The sequence below is a fragment of the Paenibacillus sp. DMB20 genome, from assembly GCF_000987955.1.
In the GTDB taxonomy this organism is placed as follows: Bacteria; Bacillota; Bacilli; order Paenibacillales; family Paenibacillaceae; genus Paenibacillus_AQ.
Window position 1 is genome coordinate 24,633 of record NZ_LAZU01000054.1, and the last position, 18,533, is coordinate 43,165.

At 52.2% G+C, this 18,533-nt stretch carries 16 protein-coding genes and 2 pseudogenes; 14 read left to right on the forward strand and 4 right to left on the reverse strand.

The window, feature by feature from the left end; translation table 11 throughout:
* The first annotated feature begins 55 nt into the window (after positions 1-55).
* The 3 genes from XI25_RS29960 to XI25_RS29970 all read left to right on the forward strand — a co-directional run bounded on the left by XI25_RS29960 (position 56) and on the right by XI25_RS29970 (position 2,989).
* Positions 56-1,357 (forward strand): carbohydrate ABC transporter permease, encoded by a 1,302-nt coding sequence (locus tag XI25_RS29960; RefSeq protein WP_327204875.1) that lies wholly within the window; start codon positions 56-58, stop codon positions 1,355-1,357.
* A complete protein-coding gene (locus tag XI25_RS29965) occupies positions 1,357-2,199 on the forward strand; it encodes a sugar ABC transporter permease (RefSeq protein ID WP_046681496.1) in 843 nt (280 codons plus the stop codon). Before XI25_RS29960 ends, XI25_RS29965 begins: the two co-directional genes overlap by 1 nt.
* An 82-nt stretch (positions 2,200-2,281) precedes the next feature.
* On the forward strand, positions 2,282-2,989 hold the full coding sequence (locus XI25_RS29970) for an MgtC/SapB family protein (protein WP_046681497.1): 708 nt from the start codon (positions 2,282-2,284) through the stop codon (positions 2,987-2,989).
* An 81-nt stretch (positions 2,990-3,070) separates the two neighbouring features.
* Here the strand turns inward: XI25_RS29970 and XI25_RS29975 are convergent, their stop codons facing one another.
* Entirely contained in the window at positions 3,071-4,105 is a 1,035-nt protein-coding gene (locus XI25_RS29975; RefSeq protein WP_046681498.1) for a LacI family DNA-binding transcriptional regulator, read from the reverse strand.
* Positions 4,106-4,587: 482 nt separating this feature from the next.
* Entirely contained in the window at positions 4,588-5,196 is a 609-nt protein-coding gene (locus XI25_RS29980; protein ID WP_046681499.1) for a superoxide dismutase, read from the reverse strand.
* Positions 5,197-5,532: 336 nt separating this feature from the next.
* Between XI25_RS29980 and XI25_RS35610 the strand changes: the two genes are divergently transcribed.
* The 11 genes and pseudogenes from XI25_RS35610 (at position 5,533) to folE (ending at position 15,965) form a co-directional block, all read left to right on the forward strand.
* Entirely contained in the window at positions 5,533-5,844 is a 312-nt protein-coding gene (locus XI25_RS35610; RefSeq protein WP_235440506.1) for a hypothetical protein, read from the forward strand.
* 119 nt (positions 5,845-5,963) lie between these two features.
* Positions 5,964-8,114: a hypothetical protein gene (locus tag XI25_RS29985; RefSeq protein WP_235440507.1), complete on the forward strand. Its 2,151-nt coding sequence runs from the start codon at positions 5,964-5,966 to the stop codon at positions 8,112-8,114.
* A gap of 22 nt (positions 8,115-8,136) precedes the next feature.
* Positions 8,137-8,910 carry an ABC transporter ATP-binding protein gene (locus tag XI25_RS29990; protein ID WP_046681500.1) on the forward strand — a complete coding sequence of 258 codons (774 nt, stop codon included), beginning with the start codon at positions 8,137-8,139 and terminating at the stop codon, positions 8,908-8,910.
* Positions 8,911-8,924: 14 nt separating this feature from the next.
* On the forward strand, positions 8,925-9,425 hold the full coding sequence (locus tag XI25_RS35615; RefSeq protein WP_235440508.1) for an ABC transporter permease: 501 nt from the start codon (positions 8,925-8,927) through the stop codon (positions 9,423-9,425).
* Positions 9,365-10,252: an ABC transporter permease gene (locus XI25_RS29995; protein WP_235440509.1), complete on the forward strand. Its 888-nt coding sequence runs from the start codon at positions 9,365-9,367 to the stop codon at positions 10,250-10,252. The genes XI25_RS35615 and XI25_RS29995 overlap by 61 nt, the downstream gene beginning before the upstream one ends.
* Before the next feature lie 36 nt (positions 10,253-10,288).
* Positions 10,289-11,377: an efflux RND transporter periplasmic adaptor subunit gene (locus tag XI25_RS30000; RefSeq protein WP_046681501.1), complete on the forward strand. Its 1,089-nt coding sequence runs from the start codon at positions 10,289-10,291 to the stop codon at positions 11,375-11,377.
* Positions 11,378-11,744: 367 nt separating this feature from the next.
* Positions 11,745-12,170, forward strand: a complete 426-nt coding sequence (locus XI25_RS30005; protein ID WP_046681502.1) for a GNAT family N-acetyltransferase — start codon at positions 11,745-11,747, stop codon at positions 12,168-12,170.
* A gap of 190 nt (positions 12,171-12,360) precedes the next feature.
* Positions 12,361-12,963, forward strand: coding sequence for a signal peptidase I (gene lepB, locus XI25_RS30010; RefSeq protein ID WP_046681503.1), 603 nt, complete (start codon positions 12,361-12,363; stop codon positions 12,961-12,963).
* Between the two features lie 50 nt (positions 12,964-13,013).
* The gene (queG, locus tag XI25_RS30015; protein ID WP_046681504.1) at positions 13,014-14,867 is read left to right on the forward strand and encodes a tRNA epoxyqueuosine(34) reductase QueG; all 1,854 of its coding nucleotides are present in this window, start codon (positions 13,014-13,016) and stop codon (positions 14,865-14,867) included.
* 149 nt (positions 14,868-15,016) lie between these two features.
* Positions 15,017-15,251: pseudogene (locus XI25_RS30020) on the forward strand (YneF family protein).
* 121 nt (positions 15,252-15,372) lie between these two features.
* A pseudogene (gene folE / locus XI25_RS30025) lies at positions 15,373-15,965 on the forward strand (GTP cyclohydrolase I FolE).
* Positions 15,966-16,086: 121 nt separating this feature from the next.
* Here folE and XI25_RS30030 read toward each other — a convergent pair.
* Together XI25_RS30030 and XI25_RS30035 are read right to left on the reverse strand one after the other, a co-directional pair.
* The gene (locus XI25_RS30030; protein ID WP_046681505.1) at positions 16,087-17,265 is read right to left on the reverse strand and encodes a Fe-Mn family superoxide dismutase; all 1,179 of its coding nucleotides are present in this window, start codon (positions 17,263-17,265) and stop codon (positions 16,087-16,089) included.
* A gap of 264 nt (positions 17,266-17,529) precedes the next feature.
* Positions 17,530-18,531, reverse strand: a complete 1,002-nt coding sequence (locus XI25_RS30035) for an alpha/beta hydrolase (RefSeq protein WP_442950446.1) — start codon at positions 18,529-18,531, stop codon at positions 17,530-17,532.
* Positions 18,532-18,533: the final 2 nt, after the last annotated feature.

Sequence of the window (18,533 nt, forward strand, 5' to 3'; positions counted from 1 at the left end):
CACCCCAATCCGATTGAAGTTGCATTGTGGATGTCAACGAGGAGGCTTGATTAGATTGGGAGAACCGCAGACACGAACCGACAAGCCGAAAACCAGTTCGCATAAGCCCAAGTTGGCGATGCTGATGTCCGGTATTCCGGGGCTCGGGCAACTGTATAACCGGAGATATATAAAGGGTTCATTATTTTTTATTCTATTTTTATCTTTCTTTTTCGTTTTCGCTGATTTTTTGAACATCGGGTATTGGGGGCTTTGGACGCTGGGCACGTTGCAAGGGGTCGACGACTCACGCTCCTTGCTCATTCAAGGCATTATTTCGGTCATATTGACCATTTTCTTTGTTATTTTCTACTGGTTTAACCTGACAGACGCGCGCAATGACGCTTGGAAAATACGCGAAGGCTGGAAGGTAACGACGATTCGCGAAGGCTATAAGCAGGCATGGGATAAAGGGGTTCCTTATATATTCGTCGGGCCCGGCATTTTCATGGTTACGTTCGTGCTTATTTTGCCGCTACTTTTCATGGTTTCCTTGGCATTTACGAATTACAACATTTATAATTCGCCGCCCCGTCATTTGCTTGATTGGGTTGGGTTTGAAAATTTCAAAAACATTTTTTCCATTCCGATTTGGCGCAATACGTTCTTCTCCGTGCTGTCGTGGACGCTCGTATGGACATTTGTCGCATCGACGCTGCAGATTGCGCTCGCCCTGTTTTTGGCGGTGATCGTGAACGATAAGCGCGTCAAATTCAAAAAATTCATTCGGACGATGCTCATTCTGCCATGGGCCGTTCCTTCATTCGTATCCATTCTCGTGTTTGCCGCGATGTTCAATGATCAATTCGGCGCGGTGAACCGGCAAATATTGGGCCCGCTGGGCTTGTCCATTCCGTGGATGTCCGATCCGCTATGGACGAAGGTAGCCATTATTATTATTCAAGTATGGCTGGGCTTCAGCTTTGTGTTCGCCTTGTTCACGGGGGTGCTCCAAAGTATATCAGGCGACTGGTACGAGGCGGCGGAGGTTGACGGAGCGAGCAAGTGGCAAAGATTCCGCTTCATTACGCTCCCGCATGTCCTGTTCGCGACAGCTCCGCTGCTCATTATGCAATATACGGGCAATTTCAATAACTTCAACTTGATTTACTTGTTCAACCAAGGCGGTCCGCCGGTGCGGGGCCAGACGGCAGGATCGACGGATATCGTCATTTCATGGGTGTACAAGCTAACCTTTGAAACGTTGAACTACAACATGGCGGCCGTCATTTCCATTATTCTGGGTCTGATTGTGGCAACCGTCGCCTTTTTCCAATTCAGGAGAACCCGATCGTTCAAGGAAGGGGGCAACATCTAATGAGCACGAGATGGAAATCGAGATTGGAGCTCACCGGCATTTACGCGTTCATTTTGTTTATGTTCGTCGTGATTGCGTATCCACTGGTATGGGCCATGGGCGTCTCGCTAAATCCGGGGACCAGTTTATACAGTGCAAAAATAATTCCGGAGAACTGGTCGACGGAGCATTACTCTTGGTTGTTCTCCAGTCCGGACAGTCAATATGGGCTGTGGTACAAAAATACGCTGATTGTCGCCAGCTGGAAGACGGTGCTGTCGCTTATCGTGACGACGTTCCTGGCGTATGCGTTCTCGCGTTATAACTTTAGAGGGCGCAAGAACGGTCTGTACGCGCTTCTGCTGATCAAGATGTTCCCTGTATTGATGGGGATGGTCGCGATTTATATTTTGCTCAACCTCTTGGGGCTGCTGGATACGCTGGCCGGCTTGATTCTGGTCTACGTCGGATCGTCGATTCCAATGCATGCGTTTTTGATCAAAGGTTATTTCGACACGATCCCGCGGGATTTGGACGAGTCGGCCAAGATTGACGGAGCGGGCCATTTCCGGATTTTCTTCCAGATTATTTTGCCGCTGGCGAAGCCGATTCTAGCCGTGGTTGCCTTGTTCAATTTTATGACGCCGTTCATGGACTTCCTGCTGCCGCGGATCGTCATTCGAAGCTCGGAGAACTACACACTCGCCGTCGGCTTGTTCAACCTGGTCAATCAGGAATTCAGCAACAATTTCACCCGGTTCGCAGCGGGATCGATGCTTATCGCCATTCCGATTGCCGTGGTGTTCCTGTTCCTGCAGCGTTTCCTTATTTCCGGGTTGACTGCGGGGGCAACGAAAACATAGGGAAGCGAGCAAGAGTTAGAACCTGCGGGAGTTTATATGTACAAATTAGATTAGAACAGTAGTGACGAGAGGGGGAGACACGGTGACAAGCCCGTGGACGTTGGACACGGCAAGCATATGTCTGCGATTGCTTCTTGCGCTTGTGCTTGGAGGCATTATCGGCTTCGAGCGGGAGATGAATCAGCATGCTGCCGGATTCCGCACCAATATTTTGGTATGCATCGGCTCTTCGCTCATTATGCTGCTGTCCATCTATGGCTTCAACGCCTTCATCGATGAGCCGAATGTCCGGATCGATCCGGCCCGTCTGGCGGCACAGGTCATCAGCGGCATTGGCTTCCTCGGCGCGGGGACGATTATTCGAACAGGCATGTCCGTCAAAGGACTGACTACGGCCGCTACGCTCTGGGTAATGGCCGCGATAGGACTCGCGGTAGGCGCAGGATTTTATCTCCCGGCCATTTTGACCTGCGGGCTCGTATTCGTCTCCTTGCAGGTACTGAACAAAATCGAGCTTCGTTATCTGGTAGCAAATAAGGCACTATTGGTAGAAGTAACCTGCTCCGGAGGCCCGGATACGCTAGGTACGATTTCGAAACAGCTGATTGCGGAGCGGGTGGAGATCCGGAACATGAACGTGGCCGATGCGGAGTCGCCGGAACCGATGGAAGAGGCAGCTCCGCCGCTACAGATGACGATCACAATTGTGATGCCGAAAAAAAAGCCGATGAGTGATCTAGTCGAGCGCTTGAAGGCGATACCGGGCGTGACTGCTGTAAAAATAGAGTGACGTTTGGATGAAAGGGAATTGAATGGAAGCTGGGAATGGAGAGAGGGCGGAAAATCCGCCCTCTCTTTTTATATATGGGATTCAAGAATGTCTTGCTCGTTGGGTCGATTGGCGCACGATAAGCTCGGATGGCAGCGTTACCGTCTTGTTCTTATTAATGCGCTCAGGGTCGTCCATCAGTTCGATGAGCATTTCCAGGGCTTCTAGGCCGAGATGCTCCCCTCGTATGGTCGTGCAGCTGATCGATGGAGAGATTTTGCTCAGAAAGGCGGCATCGTTGAAGCCGATGATGCCGATATCTTCCGGAACGCGCAAATTGCGATCCCGGCAATACTTCAATACACCGAGTGCCAACACGCTGTCCGCGGCGATAATCGCATCGAATGATCCACCCCCGGAGCCGTATTCATCTAGAGCGGCAATCATGTCCGCTTCTTCCGAACCGCACAAGACAACGCCCTCGTCTCCCGCTTCAAGGCCGTTGCTATGCAGCGCTTGCTTGTACCCCGCGATGCGGTCAAGCACGACATCAACGTCCAGACTCTCGGTCAGGAACACGATGCGACGGTACCCCTCGTCCAGCAAATGCTGGGTCGTGACATACCCATCCCGGAAATTGTCGCTATGGATGCAAAAAACATTGTGCAGCAGGCTGCGACCGATCATGACGAATGGAATGGAATGCTGCTGCAGGCTTTGAATCAGCGAGCTTTTGTCCGCCGACATAACGCCGGATAAAATAAAGCCATTCACTCTTTTGTTCCGGTATAGCGCCAAGCATTTCTCGATTTGTTGATCGACAGAGCGAAAGGCGGAAATCTGCAAGTCATATCCGTATTTTTGAGTAGCGTTGGATAAACCAAGGAGCACATTGGAATAGTACGGATTCCCGAAAATTTCGCTAGGTTCACGTGCGATTGTATAGCAGATGGTACGGGATTCGGCCCCCGGAGCGTTCGGCTTCGCCTTGGGGCTCGGCACGTACCCTAGCTCCCGTATCGCTTTCTGCACTTTTTCATTAACTTCGGAGGATGTGTTTCCTTTACCCGTAAGAACCCGCGATACGGTCGCCGGCGATACACCCGCTGTACGTGCTATATCTCTTACCGTTGGCAAGTCCCCGCCTCCTCTTCTACGGAATCATAATAATCGCATTGCCTCTTTTTGGATCATCATTTTATAATACGACGAAAACGACCGGTAATTCAACACGGAGACAAGTAAAAAGCCGCCGTATGAGCAGGCCGATACGAGCAGCTTGTTGATGCAATGAGTTTATAGCATGATGATGGAATCACTTAGCTGCGAAGCACTCTATCGATAATCGAAATGGTTGCCGTAACATTCGCGAACGGCCCCTTAAACTCGATATGCATGCATTTCGAAGGATAAGAATCGTATCTTTATCATATCTGATTTCCAGTTAAAAATCAAAGATGGTCAAACTTTTATTGTTGAATTCTCCAAGCTCTAGTGGTGAGATAATTAATCGCTGGTTGTTTATATTAATTCTCGGCTTATATTTGTCACAAAAAACGCTATCGTCCATAGAGAAGGACGATAGCGTTTCTACAATTAAATATGGTTTTAAGCGGCAATTATTTCGCGTTGTCGTAACGTTTGCCGACTTCTTCCCAGTTTACAACATTCCAGAAAGCGGAGATGTAATCAGGGCGTTTGTTTTGATATTTCAGGTAGTAAGCATGCTCCCAAACGTCCAATCCAAGGAGAGGCGTTTGACCTTCCATGATCGGGCTGTCTTGGTTAGGAGTGCTGGTTACAGCCAGTTTGCCGTCTTTCAACACGAGCCATGCCCAACCGCTGCCGAAACGGGTTGTGGCCGCTTTGGCGAAATCTTCCTTGAACTTGTCGAAGCCGCCAAGCTCGCTGTTGATCGCTTCAGCCAATGCGCCGGCAGGAGCTCCGCCGCCGTTCGGTCCGATGATTTCCCAGAAAAGGGAGTGGTTTGCATGGCCGCCGCCGTTATTGCGGACAGCGGTGCGAATGCTTTCCGGAACAGCATCGAGGTTGCCGATCAGCTCTTCCAGGGATTTGTTCTGCAGTTCAGGAGCGTTCTCAAGAGCTGCATTCAAATTGGTAACGTAGGTGTTATGGTGGCGGTCATGGTGAATCTCCATCGTCTGTGCGTCGATGTGAGGCTCGAGCGCGTCGTTTGCGTAAGGAAGCGGTGGTAATTGAAATGCCATAATGAAAATACCTCCTGTGAAATTAGTTTTTTGGTTATGATCAAAGGATCTTCCAGGAACGGGAAGCCTTTATCACCCGAGAAAAATCATATGTAATTCGGCTACACTACATATATTAAACCGTTTTGGGGGATTAAATCAACATTTATGTTTGAAAAGTCTGAATCGAATCCGTTTACGGCCCGAAAACTTTATGACGAACCTGAAAACTTTATGACGAACCTGAAAACTTTAGAGGCGGATTTTTCGTTACAATGATATCCATAAACAACCAATCTACGAACCTAACCATGGAATCTGGATATGGCGAGGCAAGAAAGGAGCATTTCCATCCTAATGAATAAGAAAACGGTCAAAGCGACAGCGATTTTGCTGGCTACGATCTTGGCTTCCGCACCGCAAGCCGTTTCGGCGGCCGGTAAGACGGAATTGCCGCAAAACGCGAGGTCCACGGCTCCCAAAACATCGCATCAGGCCTGGAAAATAGGGCTTGGCAACGGCGTCACCGCAACCCTAGAGCAAGCGGACGTATGGCAGCAGAACGGCGGTCATGTAGTTATATTTACCCTGAATTATAAAAACGGGGGCAAGAGCGGGGCGCGGCTCATGTCGTATTTCCCGAAAGTGGCGCAGCCGGAGGCGGCGTAATCGGAGCGAATCCGATTACCCGCGATCTTGCAAAAAAAAGAGTTGAGCCCGGCCAAAGCCTTAGCGTAACCTACTATGCCAAGCTCGGCACGGACTCCTTATCCGGCATAAAGTTGGCCATGGACGTATGGAACCCGAAAGTGAAAGGGTACCTCCAGCGCGTGGGAACGTACCGTTTGCCATCCCATTCTCCGGCCGCGGCCGCAGGAACGAAAACGAAACTGACGCTGGGCGGAACCCCGCTGACCGTTCAGGCGGAATCGGTGGAGATGGTCAAGGTCAACGGCAAAGTCATAGCCAAGGTAGGTTTGTCCATTACGAACCATGGCGGAAGAGCGTGGACGGACAATGGTTACGACCCGTATATGGTGACGGATAGCGGCACTTCCTTCCCTCTCCGACCGGAAACGGGAAAAACAGGGGCATCCGTTCAGCCGAAAGAAAAAAAACGGGTTTATTACATAGCTGAAATTCCTTCATATCTGAAGGCGGCCGAATTCCGCTTTTTATGGACCGAAAACGACGATACGCTGAAGCTGGCGCTGCCTGCCGCCTCGTTCAAGCTGCCCGCAGCCAGAGATCCTAAGTGGGATATCGAACCGGGTAAAACCAAAACGCTGATGCTGAAGGGAAATCGCGTCGAAGCCAGGATAAGCCAAGCTTCGCTGCGGGCATCCGGGGATCAGGCCATTTGGAACATCGAGATGGCTTTCAAGAACAATGGCAATAAACTTGTGGAGATTCCGGGGTACGAGTTTGCGATCAAAGCCTCGGAAGGCTCCTTCTACCCTTACATTCCGGCCGACAAAACGACATTTTCGCTGAGGCCCGGGGAGGAGAAAGCCATTCCGATGGAAATCTCCGTCCCGCTTCATCTCAAGCAGGACCTGTTGAAGCTGCAAATGCTTGAGCCCTCCGGTACCGGCCTTCCGGCCAAACAACCGGCTGGCGATTCGGATGAACCCGGCAGCTCTCCGACGGCAGATGCCCAGGATCCCGTGATTCTGCCGCTCGCTTATTTTGGGATACCATATCAAACGGAACGCAAAGCATCGATCGGCGTGGAGTATCCCGCGCAGACGGCCAAGGGATTCGCCTACACGCTGGAATCCATCCAGCGGTTGCCATGGCAGGATACGGATCTTATTGTTGCCAAGCTGCGCTTGCGCAATACCCACGAATCCAATTCCCAGCCGCTGCCCGAGCTTAAAGCAAACGTCCGGGCGGACGAAAAGACGCTGCTGTCCGGTTCCGAAGTGATTGCGGACGAGCAGGATTCCCTGATTGCTCCGGGGGCGTCGACAGAGGTGTACGTGATGGCCCGGGTTCCTTATACGAAAAATGTCAACTCGCTCCGCTTTGAGTTATATACCCAGAAAGAAAAAGAAACTGCCAAAGCTTCGTTCCTGACCCTGACCACTTCGGGAACGACGCAGTCGATCGATGTTTTGGAGAAAGGCAAACCCTATTCCGTCACGGTCGCGGGAAAACGCGCAGAAGCACAGGAACGGCGGACGATCGTTTACGAGGGCGCGGATTCCGATGTCGTCTATACCGAACTGACGCTGACCAGCAGCGAGCAGCGCCGGGTCCAGGCCGCGCGGCTCAAAGGATATTTCCAGAGCGCGGAAGGAAAAATCTACGAAGCCGACACGATCCAGCCGGACACCGCGCTTCAGCCGGGGGCCAAGCAGCTGGTGGTCTTTTGGGCAAGGGTGCCCAAAGGGGAGTCCAGCGACATGGGGCTTGCTCTGGGCACCGCGATGTCCGGAAGCAAGCTTGCTGAACCGGGCAAAGACATGACCGGAATTCTTGGCGTTAAGAAAATAATGCTGAATCCGGTCAGACCGGCCATAAACCGCGAGTTGAAGAACCTGGACTGGTATCCTTACAGCGTGTCCGTTACCAAAGCGACGGGCCGTCTTCAGGAAGGCAGCTCCACGATTTCGATGAGCGTTACGTTTGACGTAAAACGCAGCGACAGCATTACTACGTCAGCCGATACCGGCCACAAACTGGTGTTGGTCATCAGAGACATTTTTGATCAGACGCAAGAGCGTACGCTAACGCCGGGCACGGATATTCAGGTTCCGGGCACGCGGACGGTCTCATTCGAACTGACGGACGAGCTGTATAAACAGCTCCGAAGCGGCGGGTTTAATTTGACCCTCGTCGATGAGTTCCAGAATGAGCGGATGACGCTCGGCAGCCAAAGCTTTAATCTGACGGTCCAGTTGAACAAGGATCCGTATGAGGAGAGACAAAATTAAGGACGAGAGAGGAAACGCGAACATGCTGCGTTTGGAAAATGTATCGCACAGCTTTAAAAACGGCGGAGAAGTGTTAAAGGTGCTTCACAACATTCAATTTGAAGTTCATAAGGGGGAGATGATCGCTCTCCTCGGAAGCTCCGGGTCGGGCAAGTCTACTCTGCTCAACTTGATGGCAGGGCTGATGAAACCGACGGAAGGCCATATTTATATTGCGGATCAGGATATCGTCAAATTCGGGGAAAACAAACTCGCCGTATTTCGGCGAAAGCACATCGGTTTTATTTTTCAGGCCTATGAACTCATCCCCACGCTAACGGTCCGGGAAAACGTGGAGCTTCCGCTCGTTTTCCAATCCGTTTCACCGTCCAAAAGGCGCAAGAAAGCGATGGAGCTTCTTGAAATGACGGGGATCGGCGACAAGGCCAAGCTGTACCCGGCACAGTTGTCCGGCGGGCAGCAGCAGCGCGTCAGCATTGCGCGTTCGCTGATCACCGAACCCTCCGTTATTTTTGCGGACGAGCCGACGGGAAATCTGGATACCAAAACGGAAGAGGAAATTATCCGTATTTTGATGAACCTCAACCAGTCCATGAAAACGACCTTCGTCATCGTAACCCATGAGATGGAAGTCGCCGCTCAGATGGAGAAAACGATCATGCTCCGGGACGGTTATCTGGTGCGGCCGGAGGACGGCAAGACTTCAAAGACAGGCCGTGAGGCACAGGCTGCCGTGCCGGTTCTTTCCGGCGCCGGCGCCCCGGCCAATTCGGAGGAGGCAGGTGAGGGGAACTGAGACTATTAGACAGCATGCGGTTGGCATGGGGACAGATCAAACGCCGTAAAGTGGTGACGGCCCTATGCATGACCGGTATTTCGATCGGCTGTGCGGCGATCATCGTAGCGATCAGCATCGGGAACGGCGCACAGGGTTATTTGGAGAAAGAGATCATTGGCGGCATGAAACTTGATGAAATTACCGTGTCGCCCCAAGGCTCAAGCGGACCCGGAGAGGGCGGCCCGTCTGCCGGAGGGGAGCGGGGAATGCTCACGGACGATAAGGTTCAAGTGATCAAGGGTTTTAAGCATGTCAAATCCGTCATCGCCACCAAGCAAGTTGGTCATTTCAGGACCAGTTCGTCCGATAATTTGGTGAACGATGGAATTGAACTCGTAGCCGTGGATTTGTCGCAGCTCAAACAGCAGGGAAACAAGTTTACGCAGGGCGGTCCTCTGGAACAGATTGGCGCGTGGTGCTCAATTATGGAGCCACGACGGGCTGGAAGGATGCCGAGACAAGCGAAAGACTGAACAATATGATTAATACCGATCCCAATAATCCGAAGCTGTGGGAGGAGTTTCAAAAGTATGAAAGCATAGTTTCGGAAATGGTCGGAAAAAACATCCAAATGGAGCGGATGGAGAACGATAAGAAAGTGCTCAGCCCGCAGCTTTATGTAGGGGGCTCACTGGATGTCCCTAAGGGACAAGACGCCCAGTTTGCGTTCTATGACCGCAAGGCTTATGTTTCCTTCGAAACGGCCGAATGGCTCAAAGACAGCCTGAGTCCGCAAGAGGGGGCCGCTCCGAAACAGCGGGTGTACGATACCCTTACGGTCAAAGTGGACGATATTCAAAACATTAAACCGCTTGAGGAACTGATTATGAAGCTTTCGCTGAATGCGAGCGACAATCTGGCCATGCGCGACGAGATTGCCTCCCAATTGAACACCTTCAAGGCGATCGCGCTCGGCGTCGGCATATTCATTCTGCTATTGGCCTCCATATCCATCATTGTAGCCATGACGATGTCTACGCATCAGCGCCGGCGGCAAATCGGCATTATGAAGGTTCTTGGGGCCAATATGCCGCAAATCGGCACCATGTTCATCGCGGAAGCCAGCCTGCTCGGTTTTTTGGGCGGTTTGCTTGGCATCGCGTTCGCTTTTTTGATCATCAACGGGTTGAATTCATTCATTACGGCTTCCGCGGGCATGTCCGGGCTGCAGATTGAAGTTACGCCCAACACGCTGCCGATCGGTATCGCATTCGCCGTGATGACGGGGATTTTCTCGGGCATTTACCCGGCGATCAGCGCCGCAAGAACCAATGCGCTGCTCGCGATCAAACGGGATTAGAATTATGGATTAGCATCGGAAAGGAAGCTAAATCGGATGAAAAAAATTATTAAGTGGACGATAATCATCGCTGTGCTGGCGCTCGCGGGTTATTGGGGATACGGACAGATGAAACCGAAGGCACCTGCGGAGCCCGTGATGGAAGAGCCTCAGATCATCTCATTTCCCGTAACCGAGGAAACGATGGTTTCGACCGTGCAGGTCAAGGGCAAGTCCGAGTACGGGCGGGAAACCAATGTGTACGCGCCTTTTGAAGCAAAGGTTGAATCCTGGAACGTCCGAAACGGCCAGCAGATCAGGAAAGGGGACGTTCTCTTCAGCCTGGAGCAAAAGGCGATTCGCCAGCAGCTTCAACAGAAGGAAGCCGAGCTGCAAAAGAAGAAGCTGGAGCGGGAAATGAAGGAGTTTACGCTGAACCAGGATCTGGACAATGCCTCGGTCGGAGCTACCGAAGCGGAGCGCCTTAAAGTGCTGGCTGACCAGGAAAACGCACGGCTAAGCAGTCAGCTGGAGGAGGTTAACAGCGATATCGAACGTCAGGTGATGGCTGACTTGCAAGATAAATTGAAAAAGTCTACGCACAGATCTCCGGATTCGGGTATTTTTCTGTTCGACAGCACGCAGCAGACGCAGCCGCAATCGGTGACGGCGAATCAATATATCGGCAAAATCGTCGATTTGAACTCCCTGCGCTTCGTGGCCCTTGTAGGGGAGAATGACGTATTCAGCATTAAACCGGGCATGGCGGTCGAGGTGAAGCTGCCTTCCATCAAGGACCTGAAGCTGAAGGGAAAAGTGCTGGAAGTGGCCAAATTCGCCGAGACGATCGCCCAGGAGAAGCAAACGTCCCAGACGCCGCAGTTCAAGGTGATCATCTCGCTGCCTAAAAATGACCGCTTGATCGGCGGGCTGACGCTCACCGGCGACATCGTCACCAAACGAAAAGATAAGGCCGTCGTCGTTCCGAAGCTGGCCGTTATGACCGAAGAAGGAAATTCGTACGTCATGGTGGACAAGGGAGGCGGCCAAATCGAACGGCGGGACATCAAGACCGGGATGGAAACCCTGGACAAAATAGAAGTCGTGTCGGGACTGAAGGCCGGCGATACGGTGGTCCTTCAGTAAAAGCGGGTTTGTCTTTAATAGCAGCAGCGTTCTTCGCGGCGTCAGCCGGAAGGACGCTGTTTTTTCAATATAAACGTTTCTTGAAGGACGTATTGTTTACAATCGGCTAATATTTCTCGCGGGCGTGTTTCGATTTTTTTGACGAAAATATGGCAGAATATCCAGGCTTAAAAATGTAACCGCTTAATCTAAAGCGCTTTCAGAAGAAAACTCGTGAATTTGGGAGAAATATGTGGTTTAATGGACAAGAAAGCAGGATTTTCGCGTTTTTTGTAGTAATCATAATTGTTAGGTTTGCATCAACGGAATACTAAATTATTGTAAACCGCGTAAACCGTATCATGCTAACGAAAAGGGAGATTTTGAAATGCATGTTCGTTCCTTTCAGTTGAGTGACTGTAACCAAGTTATCGAGCTATTACAGATTGCTTTGTCGGAAGAATGCTACGAAAATACGATGGAACCTTTCTCAAGGCAGCTTGCCTGGGATTCCGACCTGATCATGGTCGCGGAAGAAGACGGCGAAATCGTCGGTGCCCTGATCGGGACGATTGAGCGCAATCACGGGTGCTACTTCCGGATCGCGGTTCATCCGGATTACCGCAGACGGGGAATCGGCAAGTCCCTTGTTGCCGCCATGGAACAAAGATTCCAATCGCGGAAAGTCAGCCGCATCCTTGTTGCGGGGGACGAGCATAATGTTGCCGCCATGCCTTTATATGAAGCCATGGGATACGGTGCCAATAAAATCCTGACGTCATTTCAGAAGCTGAGCATTGTAGGTCAGCCGTAATGGTCAGATCGGTTTAGCGATGTTCGGGTCGAAATTCCAAATGCCGCCGAACCGGGAAACGACATTTATTTCTATATGGAGCATATCTTTCGAACCGTTGCAAATGGGTGGAAGATATGCTTTTCTATTAATGTGCCTATTTATCCATCAGATGTAGGAAGGGCTATTTCGACAGTAAAGAAGGTGTAGCATGGGACAAGCAGTACCTCCCGGTTCAGGCGGGAATGAAAAGGCTCCCGATTCCCAGGGAACAGCGGCCGGCAAGAACAGTTTTGCATCCGAGCTTTGGGATTGGGTGAAAACGATCGCCATTGCTTTTTGTATCATGGTGCTTCTGAATATGTTTGTTTTTAATCTGTCCATGGTTAAGGGCGAGTCGATGGAGCCGACGCTGGAAGCATCCGAGCGGCTGTTCATTAACAAAATCGTATACCGGTTCGCGGATCCGGACCACGGGGATGTAGTCGTGCTGAAAGATCCGAGCAACGGGCCCGACAAAAAGGATTTCCTGGTGAAAAGAATCATCGGGCTCCCCGGCGATACCGTTGAAGTGAAGGGACATACGCTGTATATAAACGGGAAGGCACAGGAGGAATCGTATACGGAAGTGCCGATCGAGGATCCCGATTTTGGCCCGGTTAAACTGGAGGAAGACCGGTACTTCGTGATGGGGGATAACCGCCATTTCCAGAAAAGCAAGGACAGCCGGAAGTTCGGAAGCGTCAAGAAATCGGATATTGTGGGAAGGGCGGAATTTATATTCTGGCCTTTATCGAAAATAAGAGGGTTGTAATCCCGGACTTAAAAGAGAGTTCGAACTACCCCTAAAAAGGAGGCGTGGAGATGACTTCTAAACCGGGAGCTTATGCTCCTTCGCCTTCCGTTTGGGAGGAATTGAAGAAAGAGCTGAAGCAGGCTGCGCCCGGCATGGGCATAGACGATATAGGATTCGCTTCGGCGGACCCGTTCGTGTCGCTGAAATCGATTCTTCAAAATCATCGGGACAAGGGGCATGAATCCGGGTTTGAGGAGCCGGATCTGGATAAAAGAACGACGCCCTCTCTTCCCGGGGCCACCCCATCGTCCATTATAGCGATCGCGGTTGCTTACCCATCTAAAATGAGCAATCCCCCGAAATCGGAGCCCGGCAAATACCGGGGCATCATGGCCCGGTCGGCCTGGGGAAGGGATTATCACCATGTGCTGAGGGAAGCCATGGCCCGGCTTGAGGCATTTATCCGCGAACGCGTGCCCGATGCCGTGCTGGAGAGCATGGTGGACACCGGCGCCCTGGTGGACCGGGCGGTGTCGGAACGCGCCGGAATCGGCTTCAGCGCCAAAAACTGCGCGATTATTTCTCCGAAGTTCGGCTCCTGGATTTACCTCGGCGAGATGGTGACGAATATTCCCTTTCCGCCGGACTCCCCGGTGACGGAGGACTGCGGGGAATGCACCAAATGCATCGATGCTTGTCCGACAGGCGCTCTTGTAGGGCCCGGGCAGCTTAATGCCCAGCGGTGCATATCTTTCCTTACCCAGACCAAAGGGTTTCTGGAAGAAGGCGACATGCGCAAGATCGGAAACCGGCTGTACGGCTGCGATACGTGCCAAATCGTGTGCCCGAAAAACAAGGGACTCAACTGGACGCATCACGAGGAGCTGCAGCCCGATCCGGAAAAAGCGAAACCGCTCCTTCTTCCTATACTGGATATGAGCAACCGCGAATTCAAAGAAACGTTCGGCGATACTTCGGCGGCTTGGAGAGGGAGAAAACCGATTCAGCGCAATGCCGTTATCGCGCTCGGCAATTTTAAAGACGCTTCGGCGGTACCGAAGCTGAGCGAGGTACTGCTGAAAGATCCGCGTCCGGAGCTAAGGGGAACAGCCGCTTGGGCTCTGGGCCGCATTGGAGGCGAAGAAGCTTTGAACAACTTAGAAAAAAGCATGAAAACGGAACAGGATGATCAAGTACGTAACATGCTGCAGCAAGCCTTACGTCAATTGAAACCGGAGATTGCGGCTGAAGGCCCGGGACCGGCGGTGCCTGCCGGGTCAACGGAAAGCGTTGGCGGGGAAAGAGAAGCCGCTGCCGGAGGAATGCTCCATTCGCAAGCCGCGGAGCAGTCGGCCTATACAGGGGCCGAACCTATGGGCACTCCGCCGGTGCCAACGGATGTTTTGTATTATGACGAGGTGCATACGCCGATCGGGACGCTCACGGCGGTTATGTCGGACCTGGGCTTATGCCTTATTGAATTCGGCGCTTTTACGGTAAAAGAGGCCGTCCTGCAGCAGTGGTCCCGCACATGGGCCGGCAATGCCGGCTACGAGCGGAACGAGGGGCGGATGTCGGACGTCACCTCCCAGCTGAAACAATATTTTGAAGGAAGCCTAAAGGAATTCACCGTACCGCTGGATTTGCGCGGAACGCCTTTCCAGCTTCAGGTATGGGAAGCTCTCAAGGATATACCTTACGGGGAAATCCGTTCTTACAAAGACATCGCCGAGGCGATAGGACGTCCTAAGGCGGTACGTGCCGTGGGCGGGGCAAACAACAAGAATCCGGTGCCGGTCATCGTCCCATGCCACCGGGTTTTGGGGGCGGACGGGACGCTGGTCGGTTACGGCGGCGGCCTGGAAATCAAAAAGACGCTCCTGGGCCTGGAAGGCTCCCTTCCGGAACGCAAGGGGCTCTGATCGGCTGGGAATTGTCGAACGCGGCCTGTCTATTATGAAATACGGGGACATGAAGTTTTCGTATTTGCCGTCCCGAAAGCGACATGCTATGATAGGTTCGTATATGCGCCATTAAATGGTAAATATTAGTAGGATAAGGTGGTCAAGTCATGAATGTTGTCATTCCGATTATCACGTTGATCGTGGGTCTGGCCGGCGGCTTTTTTTATCGGCGTATTTTATCTCCGGAAGCAGCTGGAGAAGATGCAGAACGATCCGCAAATGCTGCAGAAAATGGCTAAGCAAATGGGCTACAATCTGAACGGCAAGCAGATGCAGCGCGCACAGCAAATGATGAAGAATCAGCCGGTGCCGGGCAAAGGACAAGCGCGCAAGCGTAAATAAATGGAATGAATATGGAAGACGGCCGCAGGCTGTTAAACGCGATCTGTCTTGCATGGTAGAATATCGTCCTTGAAAGGAGGACGATGAAAGCTGCTTGTACTTGGAAAGGGGGACATTTATCGTGGCAGGAGTAAAAGATTATGTGAACAACAAAGTCGGGGAGCACCGTCAGCAAATCGAGTACCACGTGGAGCAAATCCTGAAACTGATCGGTGAAGATCCCGAACGTGAAGGCTTGCTTGAAACGCCTGCCCGCGTGACACGGATGTATGAAGAGATTTTTGCCGGTTACGAGGTCGATCCCCGCGACGTGCTTGGCGTCACGTTTGATGAGCAGCATGAGGAATTGGTCATTGTAAAGGACATTGTGTACTACAGCCAATGCGAACACCATATGGCGCCGTTTTTCGGCAAAGTGCATATCGCTATGTGCCGAGCGGCAAAATCGCCGGTTTAAGCAAACTGGCACGGCTTGTCGAGGCGGTTACCCGCCGTCTGCAGGTGCAGGAGCGCATTACGTCCCAGATCGCCGACATTATGATGGAAGTGCTTCAGCCGCAGGGCGTCATGGTCGTTGTGGAAGGCGAGCACTTGTGCATGTGCGCGCGCGGCGTCAAGAAGCCGGGCAGCAAAACGGTTACATCCGGCGTACGGGGGACGTTCCAAAGCGATGCCGCCCAGCGGGCCGAGTTCATGTCTCTGATCAAAAACTAAAACCGCTCTTTACCGGAGAGTGCAGGATAGAGAAGGCTCCGCCGTTTATGGCGGAGCCTTCTTAAGTATCTTCCTTAAGCATGGAGAACTCAAATATCGGCGAAGATGGGCCTTGGGTGATTTAGAAAGGCTGCCATTGAAGCTTTTTTGCCTGGCGGAACCTTTCCTCCGCCTCCGGCCAGTAAACCACATTCCACCAATCGTTGATATACGCCTTGCGGTTGTTCTGATGCTTGAGGTAGTAGGAGTGTTCCCAAACGTCAAGAGGCAGCAGCGGGACGACATCCCACTGGGAAAGGTTCTGGTGTTTTTCCGCCTGAAGGATTTCCAGCCGATGGCTGCGCGGGCTCCAGACGAGAATCGCCCAACCTCCGCCTTCAACCTTGTCGGCCGCCTCGGAAAAGTGTTTTTTAAACCGGTCGAAGCTGCCGAAATCCTTTTTGATCTGCTGGGCCAGCTCGCCTTTGGGGGCTCCTCCGCCCTTCGGATTCATGGTATTCCAAAACAGGGTGTGAAGATAATGGCCGGCGCCGTGAAACGCCAGCTCCCGCTCCCAATGTTTGACCAATTCGAAATTGCCGGTCTTTCGGGCTTCCTCCAGCTTGAGTTCCGCTTTATTGAGGCCGTCCACATAGCTTTGATGATGCTTGTCATGGTGAATCCGCATCGTCATTTCATCAATATGGGGCTGAAGGGCATTGTAGGGATAGGGGAGCGGGGGAAGGCGATGTCCGCCGATCGGAACGGCCTGCTCCATGGGCGCGGGAGATACGCCCTGAATGACCGCCTCGGTCTCCTCCGCCTGAAACGGATGAACGGCAGGTTCTCGGGGTGGAGGCGCGCCCTGCTCCGTCCGTTCCATCATGCGCTGCAGCGCGCCCGGTTGGCTAAGTTCCTTCAGGACAACGATAAAATATTCGGATTCCCGGATGATATGCAGTAGGACCGTATCGGCGAGAGGGACCTGCTTTACGGCAGGACTGTTGTCTTTCATCATGTACAGCTGGCGCATGAATTCTTCGGATTGCTGAATGGAAACCCGAAGCAGCATTTCAATTTGTTGAACAAGCTGGGACGGCAGCGGTCCGGAAGAGGACAGGGTGTGGCGGAGCAGCTGATCCGCCGCTTTTTCCGTTTCTTCGAACACGACCGCCCAATCGTCGAGCAGCCTGACGTATGCGGGTTCCAGTCCGGGGACGATCGCTTTGATGACCTCTGTATGCTCCATCTCCTGATGTTTCCAGAAGCGGATTTCCTCCAAAATTCTGGCTGGGAGCTTTGACCCGTAGATATACAGCATTCCTTGATTCCTCCTGTCACATTCGTTCTCTATGAAACTATATTCGTTGGCCGGCCTGTATTATGAGAGGAAAATACGAAAAAAAGGCATCTTGGAATCGTAAGGATTCCAAGATGCCTTTTTGAAGATATAAGAAAGTATAAGCTTCGAAAGACGCGGCTTCCTTATATCGCTAGAAAAATTCCCGCTAAATGCGGTCTGTCTTCAGAGAAAGTACGTCGATAGACGTTTTTCTTATTTGAGCCGAGCTCCCCGATTAGAGCCTTATTGCGGCTGCGGCCCTTCCGGCGGCGGAAGTTTCCCGAGGAACGTCGACACCCGGCGCAGGTATTCTCGGGGATGCTCGCGGAATATCAGTTCATGCCGCGAGCCTTCCACGATCCATGAATCGGAGTCGGGATGCGTCTGGTTGCCGGCTATTTTCTCGGCTATCCCGTAGGGGGCTTTATCGTCCTTTGTGCCGTGGATGAACAGGGTTGGGAAGGGATAGTCATGTTTCTTCACTTCCGTATACGGGATCTGATCCAAGCTCGTGCCGTTCAGCACAGGGAACAAAAGCTCCAATATTTCCAGGGAAGGATGCCGCGGCAGATCGATCTGATTCTTAATGTTATGGTACAGCGTGTCCGGCTCCAGAAGGAACATGCTGTCCAGGATCATCGCATCGACATCTTGGGTTTCGAGACCGGCCTGCAGGGCGGTACCGGCCCCCATCGAGAAGCCCCAGACGACGATCTGCTTGGCCCCGCGCTGTTTGGCTAACTGTATGGCACCCAGCAGCTGGCGTTTCTCCTCCTTGCCCCCGGTGGCAACCTCCTTGCTGGTTTGCGAGGCAAAGCCGTAATCAAACATCAGTACATTAAAGTTCATGTTGTGCGCATAGTGGGCGAGGTCGTACATCGGAATCCAGGTTTCCTCGCGGTTCGCCCCGTATCCGTGGCTTAATACGATGGTTCTTGCCGAGCTGCCTGAAGGAATGTACCAGCCTTCAATCGTCTGTTTTCCGTCAGCGGAAGGAAAGAGCACGCTTTCGTATTCCATATCCTTTGCCAGCTTGGGGTTGGAGTACAGCGGCGCGACGGTCGGGTTGGAAAGAACCCAGGCGATATAGCCATGCAGGGCAATAAAGCAAAAAATGAGAAAAAAGACCACGGACAACAGCAGTGCCAACAAAATATGCTTAAGCCGGATCATGCGGGTAGAGAGTTTGGCCGGCGTATCGTTTATTTGGGAGAGTGGGGCGTTACTACCAGTGATCATGCTCATGT